The organism is Pseudoalteromonas luteoviolacea (assembly GCF_001750165.1).
GTDB lineage: Bacteria > Pseudomonadota > Gammaproteobacteria > Enterobacterales > Alteromonadaceae > Pseudoalteromonas > Pseudoalteromonas luteoviolacea_G.
In genome coordinates, this window is record NZ_CP015411.1 from 2,835,779 (window position 1) to 2,854,607 (window position 18,829).

General features: G+C 40.0%; 16 protein-coding genes. 1 reads left to right on the forward strand and 15 read right to left on the reverse strand.

Annotated features, from left to right (window positions below; translation table 11 throughout):
- Nucleotides 1–77 precede the first annotated feature (77 nt).
- From S4054249_RS11985 to S4054249_RS12035, 11 genes are all read right to left on the reverse strand, one after another.
- Nucleotides 78–470, reverse strand: a complete 393-nt coding sequence (locus S4054249_RS11985) for a tail fiber protein (protein WP_046356237.1) — start codon at nucleotides 468–470, stop codon at nucleotides 78–80.
- A 19-nt stretch (nucleotides 471–489) separates the two neighbouring features.
- Nucleotides 490–885: a hypothetical protein gene (locus S4054249_RS11990; protein WP_046356236.1), complete on the reverse strand. Its 396-nt coding sequence runs from the start codon at nucleotides 883–885 to the stop codon at nucleotides 490–492.
- A 56-nt stretch (nucleotides 886–941) separates the two neighbouring features.
- Nucleotides 942–1,361: a hypothetical protein gene (locus S4054249_RS11995; RefSeq protein ID WP_046356235.1), complete on the reverse strand. Its 420-nt coding sequence runs from the start codon at nucleotides 1,359–1,361 to the stop codon at nucleotides 942–944.
- 135 nt (nucleotides 1,362–1,496) lie between these two features.
- Entirely contained in the window at nucleotides 1,497–3,524 is a 2,028-nt protein-coding gene (locus tag S4054249_RS12000) for an Ig-like domain-containing protein (protein WP_046356234.1), read from the reverse strand.
- Nucleotides 3,525–3,539: 15 nt separating this feature from the next.
- Nucleotides 3,540–5,594 carry a tail fiber domain-containing protein gene (locus tag S4054249_RS12005; RefSeq protein WP_052960971.1) on the reverse strand — a complete coding sequence of 685 codons (2,055 nt, stop codon included), beginning with the start codon at nucleotides 5,592–5,594 and terminating at the stop codon, nucleotides 3,540–3,542.
- Between the two features lie 98 nt (nucleotides 5,595–5,692).
- Complete coding sequence (locus S4054249_RS12010) at nucleotides 5,693–6,328, reverse strand: Pvc16 family protein (protein ID WP_046356233.1); 636 nt, start codon at nucleotides 6,326–6,328, stop codon at nucleotides 5,693–5,695.
- A 1-nt stretch (nucleotide 6,329) separates the two neighbouring features.
- Nucleotides 6,330–8,267, reverse strand: a complete 1,938-nt coding sequence (locus S4054249_RS12015; RefSeq protein WP_046356298.1) for an ATP-binding protein — start codon at nucleotides 8,265–8,267, stop codon at nucleotides 6,330–6,332.
- Between the two features lie 4 nt (nucleotides 8,268–8,271).
- Nucleotides 8,272–8,703, reverse strand: coding sequence for a glycoside hydrolase family protein (locus S4054249_RS12020; protein ID WP_052960970.1), 432 nt, complete (start codon nucleotides 8,701–8,703; stop codon nucleotides 8,272–8,274).
- On the reverse strand, nucleotides 8,700–9,215 hold the full coding sequence (locus tag S4054249_RS12025; protein ID WP_046356232.1) for a UpxY family transcription antiterminator: 516 nt from the start codon (nucleotides 9,213–9,215) through the stop codon (nucleotides 8,700–8,702). The genes S4054249_RS12020 and S4054249_RS12025 overlap by 4 nt, the downstream gene beginning before the upstream one ends.
- A 330-nt stretch (nucleotides 9,216–9,545) precedes the next feature.
- Nucleotides 9,546–10,127 carry an RNA polymerase sigma factor gene (locus S4054249_RS12030; RefSeq protein ID WP_046356231.1) on the reverse strand — a complete coding sequence of 194 codons (582 nt, stop codon included), beginning with the start codon at nucleotides 10,125–10,127 and terminating at the stop codon, nucleotides 9,546–9,548.
- Between the two features lie 269 nt (nucleotides 10,128–10,396).
- Nucleotides 10,397–11,638, reverse strand: coding sequence for a hypothetical protein (locus S4054249_RS12035; RefSeq protein ID WP_046356230.1), 1,242 nt, complete (start codon nucleotides 11,636–11,638; stop codon nucleotides 10,397–10,399).
- 215 nt (nucleotides 11,639–11,853) lie between these two features.
- Here S4054249_RS12035 and S4054249_RS12040 point away from each other — a divergent pair, with 215 nt between their 5' ends.
- The gene (locus tag S4054249_RS12040; protein WP_046356229.1) at nucleotides 11,854–12,924 is read left to right on the forward strand and encodes a DUF3083 family protein; all 1,071 of its coding nucleotides are present in this window, start codon (nucleotides 11,854–11,856) and stop codon (nucleotides 12,922–12,924) included.
- A gap of 25 nt (nucleotides 12,925–12,949) precedes the next feature.
- Here S4054249_RS12040 and S4054249_RS12045 read toward each other — a convergent pair whose 3' ends face one another.
- The 4 genes from S4054249_RS12045 to sucC form a co-directional block, all read right to left on the reverse strand.
- The gene (locus S4054249_RS12045) at nucleotides 12,950–14,680 is read right to left on the reverse strand and encodes a GGDEF domain-containing protein (RefSeq protein WP_145925016.1); all 1,731 of its coding nucleotides are present in this window, start codon (nucleotides 14,678–14,680) and stop codon (nucleotides 12,950–12,952) included.
- Nucleotides 14,681–14,847: 167 nt separating this feature from the next.
- Nucleotides 14,848–15,870 (reverse strand): hypothetical protein, encoded by a 1,023-nt coding sequence (locus S4054249_RS12050; RefSeq protein WP_145925017.1) that lies wholly within the window; start codon nucleotides 15,868–15,870, stop codon nucleotides 14,848–14,850.
- Between the two features lie 758 nt (nucleotides 15,871–16,628).
- On the reverse strand, nucleotides 16,629–17,501 hold the full coding sequence (sucD, locus tag S4054249_RS12055) for a succinate--CoA ligase subunit alpha (protein WP_046356227.1): 873 nt from the start codon (nucleotides 17,499–17,501) through the stop codon (nucleotides 16,629–16,631).
- Nucleotides 17,501–18,667: an ADP-forming succinate--CoA ligase subunit beta gene (gene sucC, locus S4054249_RS12060; protein ID WP_046356226.1), complete on the reverse strand. Its 1,167-nt coding sequence runs from the start codon at nucleotides 18,665–18,667 to the stop codon at nucleotides 17,501–17,503. Before sucC ends, sucD begins: the two co-directional genes overlap by 1 nt.
- Between the last annotated feature and the right edge of the window lie 162 nt (nucleotides 18,668–18,829).

Genomic DNA, 18,829 nt, shown 5'->3' on the forward strand with positions numbered 1-18,829 from the left:
GCAGTAAGGATTTCTAAATTAACAGAAGCAAAATTTAATTATTGATAAATATGGTAGCCGCTGAGGGTTAAGTGCTTTCACACTGTTTTAATTATGTAATATAAGTTTATCGTTTCTTGTGGCGCACTCAGGTGTGGGCGACCAAACTCACCATCACATAAAGCGTAGCCAGTCGGAATTTGTTTACCAGACCATAATATGATTGCACCAACGGGCATCGAATCCCGATTTTCAACCATACTTAATTGCTCTGATGTCTTATCTTCATTTGCCAACCAAAATGTACCATCAACGATGAGATCACCACTCACTTTCAAATCTGTTGTCACTTTCAATGATGAGGTACCCCTTTGGAGGCCATCTTCACCATTCAAAAAACATGCATCTAGCCACTTAGCAAACTGAGATTCCGTCGGCTTTGCACCGCGTTTAAAAAAAGATTTAAGCGTTTTTCTTAAAGAGTTATCCATCGTAAACTCCGTCGCACGATTACTCAGGAAACTTATCGATTGCGCCATACCCATCTAAGCTGAACGCTTGCCAAGCTTGTTTGTGTGGGCCATGTTCAACTAACTTAAAATAGCGATTCGAGCTGTTTTGAGTCTCCTTTAAAGCCACAATATTGCCAAGTTCAAGCTCTATAGACAGCCGCTGCCACATTCCAATTGAGCTAATTTGGTACAGACCATTTTCGATTTGTTGCTGTTGGCTTGTTAACAAGACTAGAGATTGCCAATAGCTTGGGGGCATGGGCTGTGACAAGGATATGGGTTCTTCAAATACACTATCGACCATACTGATAAAACCGATATACCTTTCAATGTATTGCTGGTGCTGATCTATTCTCTTGAGTAAAGCGTTGACATTTAAGTACTTAAAAGCCATGTGCATCCCTCATTTTTATACAAAATGGCCAAGGGCGTAGCTTGGCCAGTTAACGATTAAACTACGATCGCACCGTCACTCAACGTGACTTCATTCCATTGATCGCCTTCCATAAGTTTATAAAACACAGTTGACGACGTCGGCGGTGTGCCAAGTAGCTCTACTAAATTACCTAGCTCAATATTTGGATATGTCACTTGATTGAGTGTGTCAGCTATCCGTTGGTATACACCGTTTTGAGAAGGGGTAGATTGTTTGGTCAGTAAGATTTTATCGCCATCAGCAAGGTTCAACGTATTGGTTAGATAGTTGTCATTGTTTGCGGTAGTCAAATCGACATTCGCATCTTTTTTAACACTATTCACACGGTCAATAATGCCGGTGTAACGATAAAGTGATTTGGTTGCCGTCATATTCACCGCAATTTGTTCAGCATCAATTGCTGCGAGAATGCCAGAGAGAGTTTTTTGAGCCATAAGGCCTCCTTAATAATTGTTGCGCGCATAAAATCACGCAACGGGTTAGAATCTATCCAAGTTACCCAAACCTGAGGTAAGGGTATTTTTGGTAAAGCCAGTGATTGAAAAAAATGAAGAAATTAAGAATGAAACTTAAGAAATGTATTCAAATAGACGGTAATCTGTCACTTGATAATGCACAAATGCACTGGTGCCATTGTCGTTGCCAATACTTGTGATTATGCCAACAACTCCACCGTCGAATACCACAGTGCCGCCAACAAAATCCGTTATTGCCAAATCAATTTGGTTATCAGCAAACCAGTTACGGTTTCCTATGTTATTGAAACCAGGATTGCTATTGTGGTGTACATGGGCTGATATGGTCGAGACACTGGATTTGTCTTTTAGATAATTTTTTTCCTCTTTCCCCTTAGTATAAAGCGCCAACATTCGCCGACCAGCCGGCGCTCCATTGTGCGATAGTGTTTGCCCTGACAGAATATTTTGGCTTTCATTCAATATTTTTGTATTGTCCCAAGCGTTGTCTGCAACCATGCTCCCCAAGTACGTAACTGTAGATTGAGATATTAAAAAGCGCTCTTGGCTTTGTGGATTGAAGACTTTTCTTATATAACCCAAATGACTCTGAATACTGCCTGACACTTTTTGCCAACCACCACCAATGTATTCCCAAACAAAGTTATTTTGTGCATCATATATTTTTGACACATCCAAACCGCCACGTAACTCTGTATCTAGATAGGTTGAATTTGGTTGAGAGTAAGTGATATATCCATATGATTGTTTACCTTTAAAGCGATGCAAATCTGTATCGTCGTTTAAATCAACCACAATTTCGCTGGCAGATTGGAAGTTTCCGGTTTGGTTCCAGGGTGTCACGTAGAATTTAAAAATGTCCCCTTGGCGCTGCACCTTTACACGTACCCGCTTATTGCTCCAGCCACCACCTGTTCCGATATTATACTGCCCTAATAATTTATCCGATCCAGAGCCAACACCCACATAGCCAAAATACACGCCACATCCTGTTGCATTAGGCGGTGTGCCTCCTGTATTCAACACGATGGTAAGTACGTAATTGGTGCTTCCTTCCCTTACAAACGCTGCAACAACACCAATGGTGTCATTGTCAGAACTATCAGAAGATAGAGTCGCCTCTAATGTGTAATTATCAACCTTTTCAGCGGATACAAATCCGTTTGAAGGGGAAACATTAAGCGGCATGACAACACTGTCTGTAGAGGCTTGGTAGAACCACGCTTTTGCATTGGAGCTGTTACGGGCTTCTGCATCTTGTTTATTTAAGAAGTACTCATTACCGTTAAACCTCGCCCAATTGTTGAATATATCCTGCATCGTTGGTGGGCTATAGCTTTGCCTTGCTTGATCAGATTGCTGCTGAGTACGGTATACGTAAGATTCTAGCTCTGGTAATGGAGTAATATTGATATAGACCGTTCCGGTTTGCTCAACGCCATGGCCATTACGCACTTTATAATTAAACTGCGCAGGTTGCTCTGCAAGACCAGTAGAGAGAAAAGTAATTGTATCGCCGCTATGTGAAGCTGTGCCACCTTGTGCATTTGATACACTGACTAAAGACAAGCCTGTACCAGAGCCATCCTCATCATTAGCAATAAGTTGCTGCTTACTAATAAATATCGACTCCCCCTGTTGTAAACTAAACGTATCAGGGTTACACACGATAGGCGGTACCGCTAAAACAGACATTGTGACAAAGTGTGTTTTTCGGATCCCAATACTATTTTCAACCACAAAATCAAAACGCGCCGCGCTGCCTATCGCGCTGTTTGAAGTAAACTCAACGTTAGCCCCGTCAATGCGCACTGTGCCAAACTGGGGGGTTTGTACGTCGATCAACCTTACCGGATCTTGGCCATTACTATACTCATCAAAGCTGCCCTCTAAGATATTGGCAATCGGAATGATGGCTGTTCGCAGCGTATATACTTCAAACGTTTTATCTTGCAACCGGATCGTTTGAGCAGATTTGCCATAAAACTCACTAATTGCAATCGTATCCCCAGGCACTTTGGTGACATGTTCACTAAAAAAGCTAAGTTCAAAAGGCTGTTCATCACGGTATTCGTCACCGATGTCTTTAAGAGATATTGGTCCACTTGTTTGTAAAGTCATTGTGCTTCACTCCCTTTAGTTAGACTCAAATTTCACTACTTTTTGCTCAAGACCTTTTACTTTCTCATTGAGCTCCTTGATACTTTCAACTAACAATCCAACTAAATTGCCATAAGCAACGGACAGATACTCGTCCTGCTCGTAGACAGCTTCAGGCATAACTTGCTCTACATTTTGTGCTATTAATCCGGTATAACGTCTACCAGAGTGAACATCTGCTCGCTCAAAAGTAACCCCCTCCAGTTTGTTCACCGCTGTCAACGCATTTTCAATCGGTTTAACCTCAGACTTTAAACGAGCATCAGAAAATGCAGTGACGTCACCTGTCGCTGTTATCGCACCCGTTACAGCCATATTGCCAGAGAAATTAGCTTGAGTAATATCAACGGAACCAACCAGCTGAGTATTCACTGATTTTAAAAAGCGTTGATCCGATTCTGTTTTGGTATAGCGATTAGCGGAATCACCTGTGCGATCTGTCACCTCTTGCTGAAGAGCGCTCTGTAGCGCAGCGACTTGCTGACTTCGAGTGTTGGACTCATTAGTTAGGTCTGTTTCTATCTGTGTACTGCGTGCATCATTGGTCAATACATAATTGGCGAAAGCCTGATCAGACTCAGTATCTACGGAATTGATTAAATCTACGATTTCTTTGAATGAATCAGCATCGGCATCACTGGCTTCTAAAATACTGTCAATGCGCTCTTTTTGAACAGTGATTTTAGTGTTGTAGTCTGCTTTTAACGCATCTGAACCTGATGACTGCTGTGCTTTAAACTGAGCTGCGTCTAATAATTTGTCAGTCAAACCGGCTTCGATATCAGCAGGTGTTGCAATGTCGACAGATAGCTGATTATTTAATGATTTTAGCCCCGCCCCAACAAGCGCAACTTGTGTCGTTTCTAGCCAGTGATTTTCATTATTGCCAAAAGAATTTAAAAATTGAGACGCCAATACAAATACTTTATGTTGGTGTGCTGTACCCGCTGAAATTGATAACGCAAGGCCCTGATGTAACGGGATATTCAATGAAGGCAGTGCCAATGTGTTGTCCTGCTGAACTTGCCAGATTTGATTTTCAGAAGGGTCATACTGTGCGGTTAATAAAACCAGATCGCCCACTTGCAATACAATATCATCTAACATATTGAGCGGCATTGAGATATCTATATTAGCTATTGTTTCAACACAAGTAATCACCGTACCATTGAGTGAGTACACCCCTAACGACTCTATCTTTTGATTCAACCATTGCCCATGATCTGCATTGAGTATCTTGTCTACGCCCCCAGATTGTAAATCGTTTAATTGTGCAAAGTTCAACCTCTGAGACGGTACTTGTCCGGTGGCCAATTGCCCTGCGTCCAATTCAGTCAATGCACTGCCATTTCCAATAATATTTTTCGCGGTAATACTTGAGTCATTTGCAACCTGTGTCAAATCGATCTGAACTGGAAGGTTCGCATTATTTAGGTTGGTAATGGCTTGACCATCGCCAACTAAGTAGTTAGCAGTCAACTTACTATCTGCGATGTCTCCTTGCTGAGTTAAATCAACTTCTGAGGGAAAACGCGCATTTTGTATATGCTCGGCGTAATATTCTGGCACATCAAAATTTTCTACTTTATACCAGTTTAAGCTTTGGCTCGTTTCATTTTGCACTAAGTACTGGTAGTAACTCGCACTGTCATCCAATGACCTATTTGCTTTAATTAACATGCCTTCATACTCATTGACTGCTTGCTTAATCAATGTATTAGCATTAACGGCTGGCGATGCATCATAAATATACACACCATTTTGAGTCACATCTTGCTGAAGGTATATGATGACTCGCTCGCCTGTTACTAATGAATAAGGTGCTAAAATTTCAGTTAAATCAGATTGCAAATCAAGATTGGACTCACTAATAGCACAATCCACTGTGGTACCAAACAGGTGAGCAAGCAAGCTATATGTTGTCGTATTATCAGTTGCAGCATCAATGAGCTTACGAAATTCCTCTTGGGTAGGAATGTCTCCATTTTCAAAATAACCGCGTAACTCGGTATTCAGTTCTGAGTGTTTCATAGTTAACCTTTGATAATTAGTCGTGTATTAAGGGGCTTGCCACTCGAAGGGAGGAAGGTGGAGTGGCAAGAAAATATTGCGGGTAAAACTAGTTATATTTAAACGGATTTATTATCCATATTCGTTTCAATATCTTGAATAACAGGCAGTATATCTGGTGTAAATACTGGCACAGGCACCGATAATGAAAGTAGTAATGTGGGCTTAGGCGTGGACCCTAATGCTTGCCATACATGCCCGCTGACTTTTTCACTATGTTCATTACCAAACAACTGAGTTCTTATTCCATAAGGCTTATCTTCCACGCCGTACATTGCAAGAATTTCTTCCGGTAAAAAGTCATAAGCCCCTAAACCACATAGTAAATAACTCAAAACCATGTGTTCTAACTCTGCACTTCCCGCCTCTGCTTTGCTCCATACTGTAAGCATGTATGTTAACGACACGAATCGAGGTTCTTTGTAGTAAACCCTGTGGGTTTGTGCCGTATTTAGATAACTTCTCGGAGGCTCACTTTGTCTTCTAGTCGTATCTTCTGCCACACCTATGAGGTAACAGTTTACTGTCGGTTCATCATTTACCTGTTTGTCATAAAAGGCCTTATCAGGTGCAACAAAGCTGAGCGTAATCTCCCCTTCCAATTCTGTATCTAAGCCTTTACTCATAGATAAAATCCGCTCTGTCAAAAACGTTTTCAGAGCTTGTTGAGTGTTATAAACTATTTTTGGGTCCATCTTAATTTCCTTGCAACCAAGCTTTAATTTCATGCTGTGCCATGAACCCTTCATGCTGTTTCGCAAGCTCCCTTTTAAGCGCTCTTGCCAGTGAATCTGGGTCAATACAGCTATGTTCTTCTATCAAACGTTGCAGCAACGCTGATTCTGTGATGTTGATAATTTGTGCAGCACTTAATTCAAACCTTTGCGCCAAACTCCCAATAGATTTGGCCAATGCATCGTTAGAAATACCCGTGAGCACTCTGCGCCAAATCTCTTCTCTGTGTTGAACTGAAGGCATGGTAAACTCGATAACATTGTGAAAACGTCTTAAAAAAGCATCATCTAGATTCGATTTTAAGTTAGTACTTAACAGCAGTAGCCCAGAGTATTGCTCCATTTTTTGCAATAGATAACTCACCCCCATATTGGCATTTTTATCTTGGCTCGATTCAACGTTACTGCGTTTCGCAAAGACCGCATCTGCTTCATCAAACATTAACACCGCATTATGTTTTTGAGCTTGGTCAAACAGTTTTGCCAAGTGTTTTTCCGTTTCTCCAATCCATTTACTGGCTATATTTGCCAAATTGACAACATATAAAGGAAGCTGCAGTTCACCCGCTATAGCTTCTGCAGCCATTGATTTTCCAGTACCGGGCCGCCCCCAGAAAATTGCCTTGCAACCTGGCGTAAATCGGTGGAGTAAGGATTTCAATTCGACCTGCCTATCAATTCGGCCCACTAACTCATAGAGTTGGTCGTTAATAGTTTCAGATAACACCATGTCAGACAGCTTGAACCTCGGTTCTGACAATTTCGCCAGTTCCTCGGGGCCTCGATTTAGTTCTTCTAAACATATCAACTGTAACTCAGCCCAAAATTCTGAATTATTTTTTGCTCTTGTTGTGGCTGCGTGAGCCAACTCTGACATACGATAAACGGGTATTGGATACCTATTGGAAATACATTGTGCATCCACTTCGTTCGGTGCTGGTGACAGCCGTAGCCAAGCATCTACCAAGGACGCGTTTGAAGGAGGTTGATACTCTAAAACACGCAGTAAGCAATTATCTTGGTCAGTTTGCGGCGACAGAGTAAAAAAATACAAACGTGTTTCTTCACCCAATCTGCTCTCAATCATTTTTTTGAGTGCAAAAAAACGGGTAGATTGAAGTTTGTCGATAAATACGAATAGGCTTTTGGAATTGGTATTCAGAATTACACCAACTAAAGCAGACACTACTTCTGACAAAGTCAGGTTTTGCGTTTGCTCATCTGACAAATAACCAAACTCACCACCTGATAGCAAGGCAAGTTGCTCAGTGTACCAACGTGCTATACGAGGATCATGTGTATCAAGCCTACATAGCTCAGAGCTACTTAATTCAAGTTTAGGATTAAAACATGATGTAAAAACAACATCTGGTGTGCTTGAAGTGCCCTGCTTTACCAGATGATCATCACTCAATGTAACACGACCTGTATATAAAAATTGCCTAAGTTCCATATGCAAGCTAATACTTTCAGTGAGCAACTTTTGCTTTGAACATTGCAATAAGTGCCAGTCGAACAATTGGCCACACAATACATCTTGCGAAATTAACTCTCGTTTAGAGCCCTGCTGACAAAGAAACAATAGCTTATCAAAGCTTAACATAGGGCCTTGCTCATACCAGCTCAATCCTATGTACGGCATCAAGATATCTGGCTCAAGTGTTTGAATATAAACAAGGGCAATGAGCCTAATTTCATATTCTGTCAATGCAAAAGTGCGCTCTACATACTTAAACCTAGGCGTATTGATTAACGTTACTAATGCTTCATCAAATAGCTTCAATCGCTCTTGTATATCTTCCTCATCATTTGCAAGCCCTAAGCCTACCTGGAAAAACATCAAAGAAAGTTGCTTTTCAGCATTAAACTGGAGTTTCAGTGAGTCTTCATGAATACCCATGTAGTCACCCATGCTTCATTTGAATTGCAAGTTCCATGGCTCTATCTCCATCCTCATCGGTCCACCCGCAATGCCAAACCTCACTCGCAGCTAATGAGAAGTCTTCCACACACAAGGCTGCCAATAGTTTTTTTAAACGAATCAAACCATCAACACCAATACTGAATGCCATATTGAGAAGCACTAACTGTCGAGGCTGACTTAATTTATTAAAAATTGGCACCTTTAGAGATAAAGTATTTGCTATTTCTACAATGTCATTTTCAAGCATATATTCTGCTTCTTGTTCACTGATCCCTATATGCTCTACTTTTCTGCCCACTCCAACTATCAAGACACCTTTTTCATTTCTGATAGGTTTAAGAGTAAGGCCTTCATGGCAAGTTAACTGTACTTTCAATGCCTCCATACTCTGACGAGATATACTGTGCGTCATGATGCCTCCTTCAGCTGCAACAAATCTGAGGGCACTGAAATCATTAAGCTTTGATCCAAGCCTTCTATCTCAATGACAAAAACAGAGCCGTTCTTTCGTGCGATTAATTTCCCCTGATAACCTTTAAGTGCCCCTACCGTGATTTCAACACTACTTCCAATGGCTAGCCGCGAAGGTACAGGCTCATACTGATAGCCTGATGACATAACAGTTTTAATTTTTGCAATTTCTGTACTGCTCACGACACTCGGCTTTCCATTAAATTTTATATAATCGACAAAGCCGCTAAGTCGCTTTATATGGTGATATTCAAAGTCATCTACATAAATAAATACATAAGATTTAAATAAAGGTTTCGCAATAGATTTAATTCGGTCACTCCACTGTTTTTTCTCAATCACTAAGGGTAAGAAAACTTCACAACCACTTTTAATACGTGAAACCTGCTCAGCAAATTTTTTCTCTGTATTCGGTTTGGTGTAAACGACATACCAGTTTCTTATAGTTGACATCTTAAATCCCAGATACGCTCCGCCACATCACTCCCAATATGAAGCAACATTACGGTAATTTGTTTTTGGCAATAGTAATAAAAAGCAATGGCTTCTTTAATTACTGGCTTAATACCCAAATGACGGGAATAGATATTTTTTGTGAAAATTAATTTTTATAATTGAAAAAAGCGGCCTCACATAATGAGACCACTTTACAGGTTGGGCTTATGTTCAAAAACCTATCAAGTTATAAACGTAACATTTAGATATTCGTGAATTTATTTTTCTTATAATTAGCCATTAAATGATATTATTAAATTAATATACTGAAAGACTTTCAACTACCAATTAACTATACTTTCTGTACTCGTCTTTTAAACTTGTCAGTTGTCTTCTTGCAAGTTGGACACGCTTTCTGACATTTTCTAGCGATAGCTGAAGGCGTCTTGCGATTTCGGGATATTCCATTTCATATATAAACTTATATTGCATTACTAGACGTAAATCTTTTGGCAAGATAGAAATTTCATTTACTAGCCTGGTATACAAGCTAGAGTTCCAATGATCGCTTTCTAATGATGTGGATTGATTATCGGCGAAGAAAAAGTGGTCAGGTAATTCAGATACGTGATTGACAATGTCTTGATGTTTAGCTTTAGCACGGTGCTCATCCATACATAGGTTATGTGCTATACGACATAACCAAGCAAACTCATTCTCAATAGTATAATTAGATTGATTATAAGCTCTAAATGCCTTTTCACAGGTTTGCGCAAGAACATCTTCTACCTTATCACTGTCATTTCTCAGCCACCTATGACAACAACTTAATAATTTATCTTTGTTTTCAAGCCAAATTTTCCAAAATTCACTATGTCCTTTTAGCTGCCTTTGTTTAACGGCAACCAACTCCCCTGTATGTAACATCATTTCTCCAATAAAAAATTTAATATCGGAGGAAAGACGCACTATTAACATTTATGTGAAAACAAAATTAATACAATATATAAACCATTGTTTACTTCATGTATAACTTTATTCTGCTTTACACAGTGTTTGAAATGAAGTCAAAGCGGATTGTAGTGATAGAACTTGGTGGATCAATTTATGTTTAGCATAGGAGTGAAAAATGTAAGGCCCAATTTTTAGAGCGCTTACACATACCTAAAACTACACTGTATGTTAAGCGCAATTGACATTTAATTATTCAAATCAGCTAGCTCTCGTTCAATAGCCTGAACAAATAATGGTTCAGCCTTGTTTCTATAAGCAAATGAGATACGCAATCGACCATTATATGTACTGGCCACCAGAGCTAAACCAGCAGGAGGCAACGGCACACTAAAATTATAAACGTCCAAAATCTTAAGGGATCCAATATAATTTAAATCAAACTCCAATTTTCCTAAATTCGACAGAATCACATTCCCATTTAGAAACAACCTTTTATAACCTTCAACAAGTAGCTTAAGTGCACACTTTGGTACTAGGTTGATTGAATAAGACTGTATCCGCTGCTCTGCTTGGTGCACCTTATACCCTCCAAGTTTCAACTCCTGCAAACGTGCTTGGTACGCCTTAATCCAATAGCTCTCGCCTCCGATTTCTGAACCGAATGGCATAATTAAATTATTATATGAGGCAGCGAGATCCTTCTTTGCTAATCCCCTCAGTGACATAGTTTCAAGAACCGTGTATTTATGACCATCATTTAACGCTTTATTTAATATGTAATTAAGCGCAACATTCACAGAGACCTGATGTTGATTAGACCAGTTTTTCAATGCTTCTGTTGCCTCCAAGCCAAAGTCATGATAATCAACTCGCCACTGTTCTGAGCCTTTGACCGCAATCGCTTTTTTTGACTTACATAAATCAACAGCTAATTTAGCGCTAGCCTTTAGCAAAGCTTTGACTTTAACTCTATCAAAAAGCATATGCTCTTCACAAAAGCTATTGTCTTTTCTTGGAAGCGGTTGGTTGAGCAAGAGTGAGTTCAACTGTTCAAATAGAATATATCCGCTTCGTGCATCGGATGCGGTATGTGAGGAGATAAATAACAATGCACTGCGTTGTCGAAATCGAATATACACGAATTTAACTGGCGAACCTGAATAAGGGTCGACTGGGTTATCAATTACGTACTGGCGCAATGCAGCATGCCATTGCTCTGCATCTTGAAAGCAGTCGCTCCAATCCAATTCCAGCTTTTCGGGATAAAGCATCTCATCATATTTCCAATAATACTTTAACCCTTTTCTGACTATTCGACTTTGCATTATGGGGTGTAAACTTGCGATTTTATCGATACTGGTTGAAAGTACTTGCATATCATAATGACCTTCTAAAATTGCTAGGTCACAAGAATTGGCATTTTTTTTATTTGCTTCTGCTAAAGCTAAAAAATTGAGTGAACGGTCACTCAAAGGCAATAGATTCATTTATGTCGTTCCTGTTTAATACACAAAAACTTTAAACGAGAATCATTTACTTGTCTAATGAGTTATCCTAATTAGTGGTACAAGCACAACTATGAAATTAAGCGATTTATTTAATACCAGTTGAGTTTTGTGACAACTTTTGTTCCAGCGCAATAAAATCGTCACTTAAATTCAATAATATGAGCTCAAACTAGGTGTACCGTTAAGGATTAAAAATGGCATCATTGAATTTACATCGCGTCTATATTCCGACCAATGCTCGCAATAATCACTATATTCTGGCTGAGTTTAAACCTGAAGACTCTTTCTATAGCCATTTTGATGATTTAGAAAGCGCATATCAGAGGCTTGCGAGAAAACTATTTGCATTGTGTGACGAATATGAACTCTACAATGTCCAACTTATCGTAAACGATAAGTTGCCAGTAGTAAGGTATCATGAAGAAGCCTATAGCTTACAAACTGATAAACAAATACTGTTCTTTTATAATCCCAAATATCATGAAGCCCACAAAATCTATCGTGATGAAGGACACAAAGCGAGAAAAATTAGATTACTATTTTTAGCGACGGGTGATGAATTAAGAGCAAATGCAGCAGCGTTTCACAATAAAGTAAAACGTGCGCTTGACGCATTACAAACACAATACGAAAAAGAGAAGATGAACTTCAAAGTTAGGGACCATCAGCACCTAACTTACGATATATTTTCAAAAGTAAAAGGTCACAGAGAAACATATGGATATAAGCTTAGGAGTTTATATCCTCGCTACCAAGCTAGAAACTGTTCATTACCAGAAGCGCATAGCGAGATCACTTACGTCACCTTTTCAGTGCCCATAACTAGAGCGATTAAAACTGAATATCAGCACTTGTTACGCCCTGGAGACTATTCTGGGTTTTATAGACATATAGAAGACAAGCTCTTAACCACCTGTAATCAACTACAACTGTCCCATATTGGGTTTGTAGCCGATGGCAGAATGCCAATTATACGAAATAGTCAAATTGATAAGTCTGCACATAATAGAGAACTACAAAAATTAAGTTTCGATACTTCTCTGGTAGATGGCCAAACCCATACCATATGGGACGGGCAATATTTGTGCGATGTTATGCATTTTGTCATCGTAGCCAGCGACGCTGATAATAAAGACGCTGGGTATGGAAAATTTATGAACAATGTCGAAACCATGGTTAGGCGATTTATTACCCAGATGCCTATCAACCCTGAAAAGCAAGATGTAACGATGCGATTCTTCCAACATATCAGTTACACCTATTGAGATAAAAGCGACTGAATGGCGGTGGTCAAAATGCGACCACCTGCCCTTTCGCGGTGCGTTTAACATGACTTAAGCGGCTTTCTAATTCAGCAAAAATATTGCCAAAATCCCCTTCTTCGGAGCATATCAAGGCTCCTGAAATTTGCAGTGAAGTCGCGCTTTCATGCGTCGCAAATAAATGCTGTAAAATTGCTAATCGTTTTTGTAATATCGGCTTTTTCATGCCTTGACACAAAATAACAAATTCTTGATCGCTGACTCGACATACGAGATCACCATCATCCCGAAACTGCATTGATAGCTGGTGCGCTGCAAATTTGATTATACTTTCATCAACATCTGAACAATATGATGACTCAGTTTTCTCTGGCGTTATTTCAATCAATGCCATCGCATAATCTAGGCTTTTCTTGGATATTCCTTCAAACTGTTCAATAAAGTATCTGCGATTGTACAGTCCTGTCACCACATCTGTATAATTCAGCGTATGCACCAAATTATTCTTTGAATGCCTAAAGTAAATAATAGAAATACATAGAGCGATGATGAGTAAAACTATAATAATTTGAGCTTGTTTAAGCGCTTTTGAATGATTGCCTTTATCGATTGAGTTCACTTGTTGTAGAGCCCTTGAAGGTTGTTCTAGCACAATCGAAGCACCGGTATTATTTTCTAACTTACTTTGAGTTTTTAACTCACTTTCTTCTAGCAAGCGAATGTATGTGCGCAGTGTAGAAATTGTTTGAGGCAAATCTTGTTTAGATTGATAAACATCAGCTTCAATCTTTAATGTTTGGCGAATATATCGGTTATTAAGCGCACTATTGTATGATTTTAAGAGCTGCTTTGATAACGCAATTTGCTCCAAGGCAGAGTCGAACAATTTCAACTGAGAAAACGCATAAGCCAAGTTGTTATGCAAAACGATGATATGTGCAGGATTCACGATCGCATTATGTTGTGTCTGTCTTGCAGCTTGCAAGTATTTTACGGCATCAGCAAATTTTTTATTTGATAGAGCAATTTTCCCCAGCCCAGACAAAGCCCAAAACTCATATCTAGGTAAGTTATGTAGCTCAGAAACATTATACATTTTCTGATAGCACTGCTGCGCTTTCTCGATCAGCTGAGCACGTAACAATGTCAAACATAAATTGTACTTAATAGGTAAACCATCTAACAAATTTTGAGACCGCTGAGCTAAATCATATGCCTGATGTGCATAGCCCAATGCTTTTACATAAAACTTCAATGTCGAATAGTAAGCCGTAGAACTATCATAAACCATCATTCTCGTAATATTGTCAGATTTATTTTCACTGCGTGTGAGTGACGCTTGGGCTGACTGAAGTGATTTAAGCGCAAAGCTGTATTCTTCACGCCAAACCGAAATAACCGCCTCCATTGCATGAGTCCGAATAAGAAAGTCAGTCGCTTTATTTTGGGTGAAACACAGTCGCGCTTGCTTGATATACTGCTTTGCTTTGTCCAACTCTCCTTGCTCTATGGAAAAAAAAGCACGATACAGAAACCAATACCCAGAAGACAACTTTAGCGGGAATGCCTGAACTTTTAACTTTGCAGAATCAAAAGTCGCTTCAGCTGTTTCAATATCTCCTCTAAAAAAAGCGGCGCGGGCTTTTAAAGTGAGCCATAAAACCTCATCAATAGACTCGTCAGGCTCTTTAGAAGAAAGCAATGTAGATGGTGAGGTGGCAGCCGCCGTCTCGTACTCTAAGAGCTGATCTGTTGTCACCCCGAATGCAGGAAAAGTAAAAAGCAACGAAACTATGAAAACAATAATTAGTAGCAAATATTAAAACCCGTAATTTTTCTCTCGCTTTAAATGTAATCCTTTATTACGAAATGTACAATAATTACGGGTTCTATACCTGCTACGATGATACATTGTTTCTCGTGATACTAAGACTCCATTAAAGCCGGTTTAGGCTTATCTGCCGAGGTTGCTTTAGCCGGCTTTGCACTTGTTACACTCTCATGATGAGAAGCCTGATGTAACTGCTCTTGATTGAATAACGAGGCTTGATTTTCTTTGCCAATCGTAGACAAGAGTTGCTTATTTAATAATTGGCTTTGCGAGATAGTGTCTTTGATATCTTTATTTTGTTGCTGTAATTGCTCTGCCAGATCAGCTCGTGTCAGCCCGCTTTTTACTTTTTCTTTGGTTTTCTGATCTGTGCTTCCCATCAGCTGGTTAACCACTTCAACCAATCTACTTAACACGCTGTATATCACATCTGCGGAAAAACCACCTAGCAATGCTGCCAACGGCTTATGAAAGTCGCCTAAAGAAGAATGGTTTTGCGTGATTTCTTGGGTTGGGATCAGTTCGGCAATCATTAAGCCTGCCATAAATCCCATAATTACCATCGACCAGTATGTTGAATCAAACTTAGGGTCATAGTTACACATCCGAATAAAACTCCGAGATTTATGCAAACACGCAAATGTAGCCCCAAGTCCCGCGCAACAGAGCAAGAAAAGTTGATTCAACAAAAGTACCCTACCCTCTGAATTAAATAAACCTTCATTTATGGTTTTCTGATTTACTTCAGGTGATATAGATAGTGCAATGATGGAGATTAAAAAGAAAAGAGCCAGCAAAGACATATGACGAACTAGTTTGACAGGGCCTAAAAACCTTAACCAGCTAACCGAGGTAGACTCTTTGTCCATGATTGCTAATGTCAAAGGTTTAGCTGGATAAACCAGTAAAGATAACTCTTTATGACACTTAGTTAAGGCAGTCAATTCATGCTCTAACATCAGGCTATAATTCTCACCCTCATTCATTTCTTGCTTATTTTGTAATTGATAAACAGTATTAGGGATATAGCTTGGCATGGTCTTTCCTTCGCCTGAAGCGTAACGGATCATGACGTCGCATTCAGTCAGCAAATGACTAACAAAGTCCTTCTTGGACATAGTGTTACCTATATTTAATCGCATCAAGTTGATGTTTATAACAAGGAATATAGTACCACTTCAAGCACATTTAATTACAAGTGGCTTTAAAAGATAAATTAGGCCTTAGTTTAAAATAAAAACTAATAATAAGAGATGAAATATATTGAAATGAAATTTAAGCAGGCACATATACTTACACCTAGTACCTGTTAGTTAGTAAATGAGCCTTTGGTCAAAATACCAATTTTCAAACATATGACTAAACGCCTTTAAAATAGCTTGGAGTAACAGTAGTACATTACCCACTACATCAAAGTCTGTATCTATAGAAAATTACGATGCATAGCACCTATCTAACCAGTTTATATGCTCTCTCATGTAACCTCATTAGACGACGTCATACGATTAACCATTCTGAGCATACTGATAGCTATTCTCTGAAAACGCGACTGGTATAGGTATAGCTTCTGACTAAAATTCATTACGCAACACCTATGCCTCCCCTAGATAGTTTGAACACAGCTATATAAAACTCGACAGAATGCGTCTGCACGGCAATCACAATAAACGCATTATTTTATGATATAAGGCTCTATAAAACCTCAGAAAATGAGAGTACCGTTTTTAGCCAATCAGCGTATGTGTATTTTATGTAGACAGAAATGACAAGCCGTATTGGCAAGTTAATTAAACACTGTGTATAAACTGCTATTGAGAGCAGATAATAAGAACAAAAAAGGCTCCCTAGGGAGCCTTTTTACCTGAATGGTAAATGATTACCAACCAGCTTTTTCTTTAAGTGCAGCACCGATCTCAGCTAGAGAACGAACAGTCTTAACGCCTGCTTCTTCTAGAGCTGCGAACTTCTCATCAGCAGTACCTTTACCACCTGAGATGATTGCACCAGCGTGACCCATACGCTTGCCCGGAGGAGCAGTAACACCAGCGATGTAAGATACAACTGGCTTAGTCACGTTGTGTTTGATGTACTCTGCTGCTTCTTCTTCAGCTGTACCACCGATCTCACCAATCATTACGATTGCTTCAGTCTTAGGATCGTTCTGGAACATTTCTAGTACGTCGATGAAGTTAGTACCTGGGATTGGGTCACCACCGATACCAACACATGTTGATTGACCGAAGCCAGCGTCAGTAGTTTGCTTAACTGCTTCATAAGTAAGAGTACCTGAACGAGATACGATACCTACTTTACCAGGTAAGTGGATGTGACCAGGCATGATACCAATCTTACACTCACCCGGAGTGATAACACCTGGGCAGTTAGGACCGATCATACGAACGCCAGTTTCTTCTAGCTTCACTTTAACATCAACCATATCTAATGTAGGGATGCCTTCAGTGATACAAACGATTAGCTCGATGCCACCGTCGATAGCTTCTAAGATAGCGTCTTTACAGAATGCAGCTGGTACGTAGATTACTGTCGCAGTTGCGCCAGTTGCTTCTACAGCTTCACGTACAGTGTTGAATACTGGAAGACCAAGGTGAGTTTGACCACCTTTACCAGGTGAAACACCACCAACCATTTGCGTACCGTACTGGATAGCTTGCTCTGAGTGGAAAGTACCCTGACCACCAGTGAAACCCTGACAGATTACTTTAGTATCTTTATTAATTAGTACAGACATTATTTGCCCTCCGCAGCAGCAACTACTTTCTCTGCAGCATCAGTTAGTGATTCAGCAGCGATGATGTCAAGACCAGAGTTAGCTAGTACTTCACGGCCAGCTTCAGCGTTAGTACCTTCAAGACGTACAACTACTGGTACGCTTACACCAACTTCTTTAACTGCACCAATGATACCTTCAGCGATCATGTCACAACGAACGATACCACCGAAGATGTTTACTAGTACTGCTTTCACGTTGTCATCTGAAAGGATGATCTTGAATGCTTCAGATACACGCTCTTTAGTCGCGCCGCCACCAACGTCTAGGAAGTTAGCTGGCTTACCACCGTGTAGGTTTACGATGTCCATTGTACCCATCGCTAGGCCTGCACCGTTAACCATACAACCAACGTTACCGTCTAGAGCAACGTAGTTTAACTCGAAGCTTGCAGCGTGAGCTTCACGTGCATCTTCTTGTGAAGGATCGTGGAATTCACGGATCTTAGGCTGACGGAATAGCGCGTTGCCATCAACACCAATCTTGCCGTCTAGGCAATGTAGGTTGTTTTCGTCAGTGATTACTAGAGGGTTGATCTCTAGAAGTGCGAAATCGTGATCGATGAACATGTTCGCAAGACCTAGGAAGATCTTAGTGAACTGTTTGATCTGAGCTGGGTTTAGACCAAGCTTGAAGCCTAGCTCACGACCTTGGTATGCCTGAGGGCCTACTAGTGGATCGATTTCTGCTTTGTGAATTAGTTCTGGAGTTTCTTCAGCAACTTGCTCGATTTCAACACCACCTTCAGTTGAAGCCATGAACACGATTTTACGTGAAGCACGGTCAACAACAGCACCAAGGTATAGCTCATTTGCAATATCAGTGCAGCTTTCAACTAGGATCTTAGCAACAGGCTGACCTTTTTCGTCAGTCTGGTAAGTTACTAGGTTTTTACCTAACCAGTTTTCAGCAAATGCGCGGATCTCGTCTTTGCTATCAGCTAGCTTAACACCGCCAGCTTTACCACGGCCACCCGCGTGTACTTGACATTTAACGACCCACTTGTCGCCACCAATCTTACCAGCAGCTTCAACTGCTTCCTGAGGAGTGTCACAAGCGAAACCCTCAGATACAGGTAAACCATATTCGGCAAAAAGTTGTTTTGCCTGATACTCATGCAAATTCATGATGCTTTATCCAATTTTTTATACTAAAAATGCTGAATATTTATGCAAATAATCAGCTATCCCAAATTGCGCCCATAGTATAGATCCCACGGCGTAGTAATAAAACCCCAGTTAGACCAAAGGCGCAAAAAAAAAGCTGTATGTTGCTTAATTGCACGCATA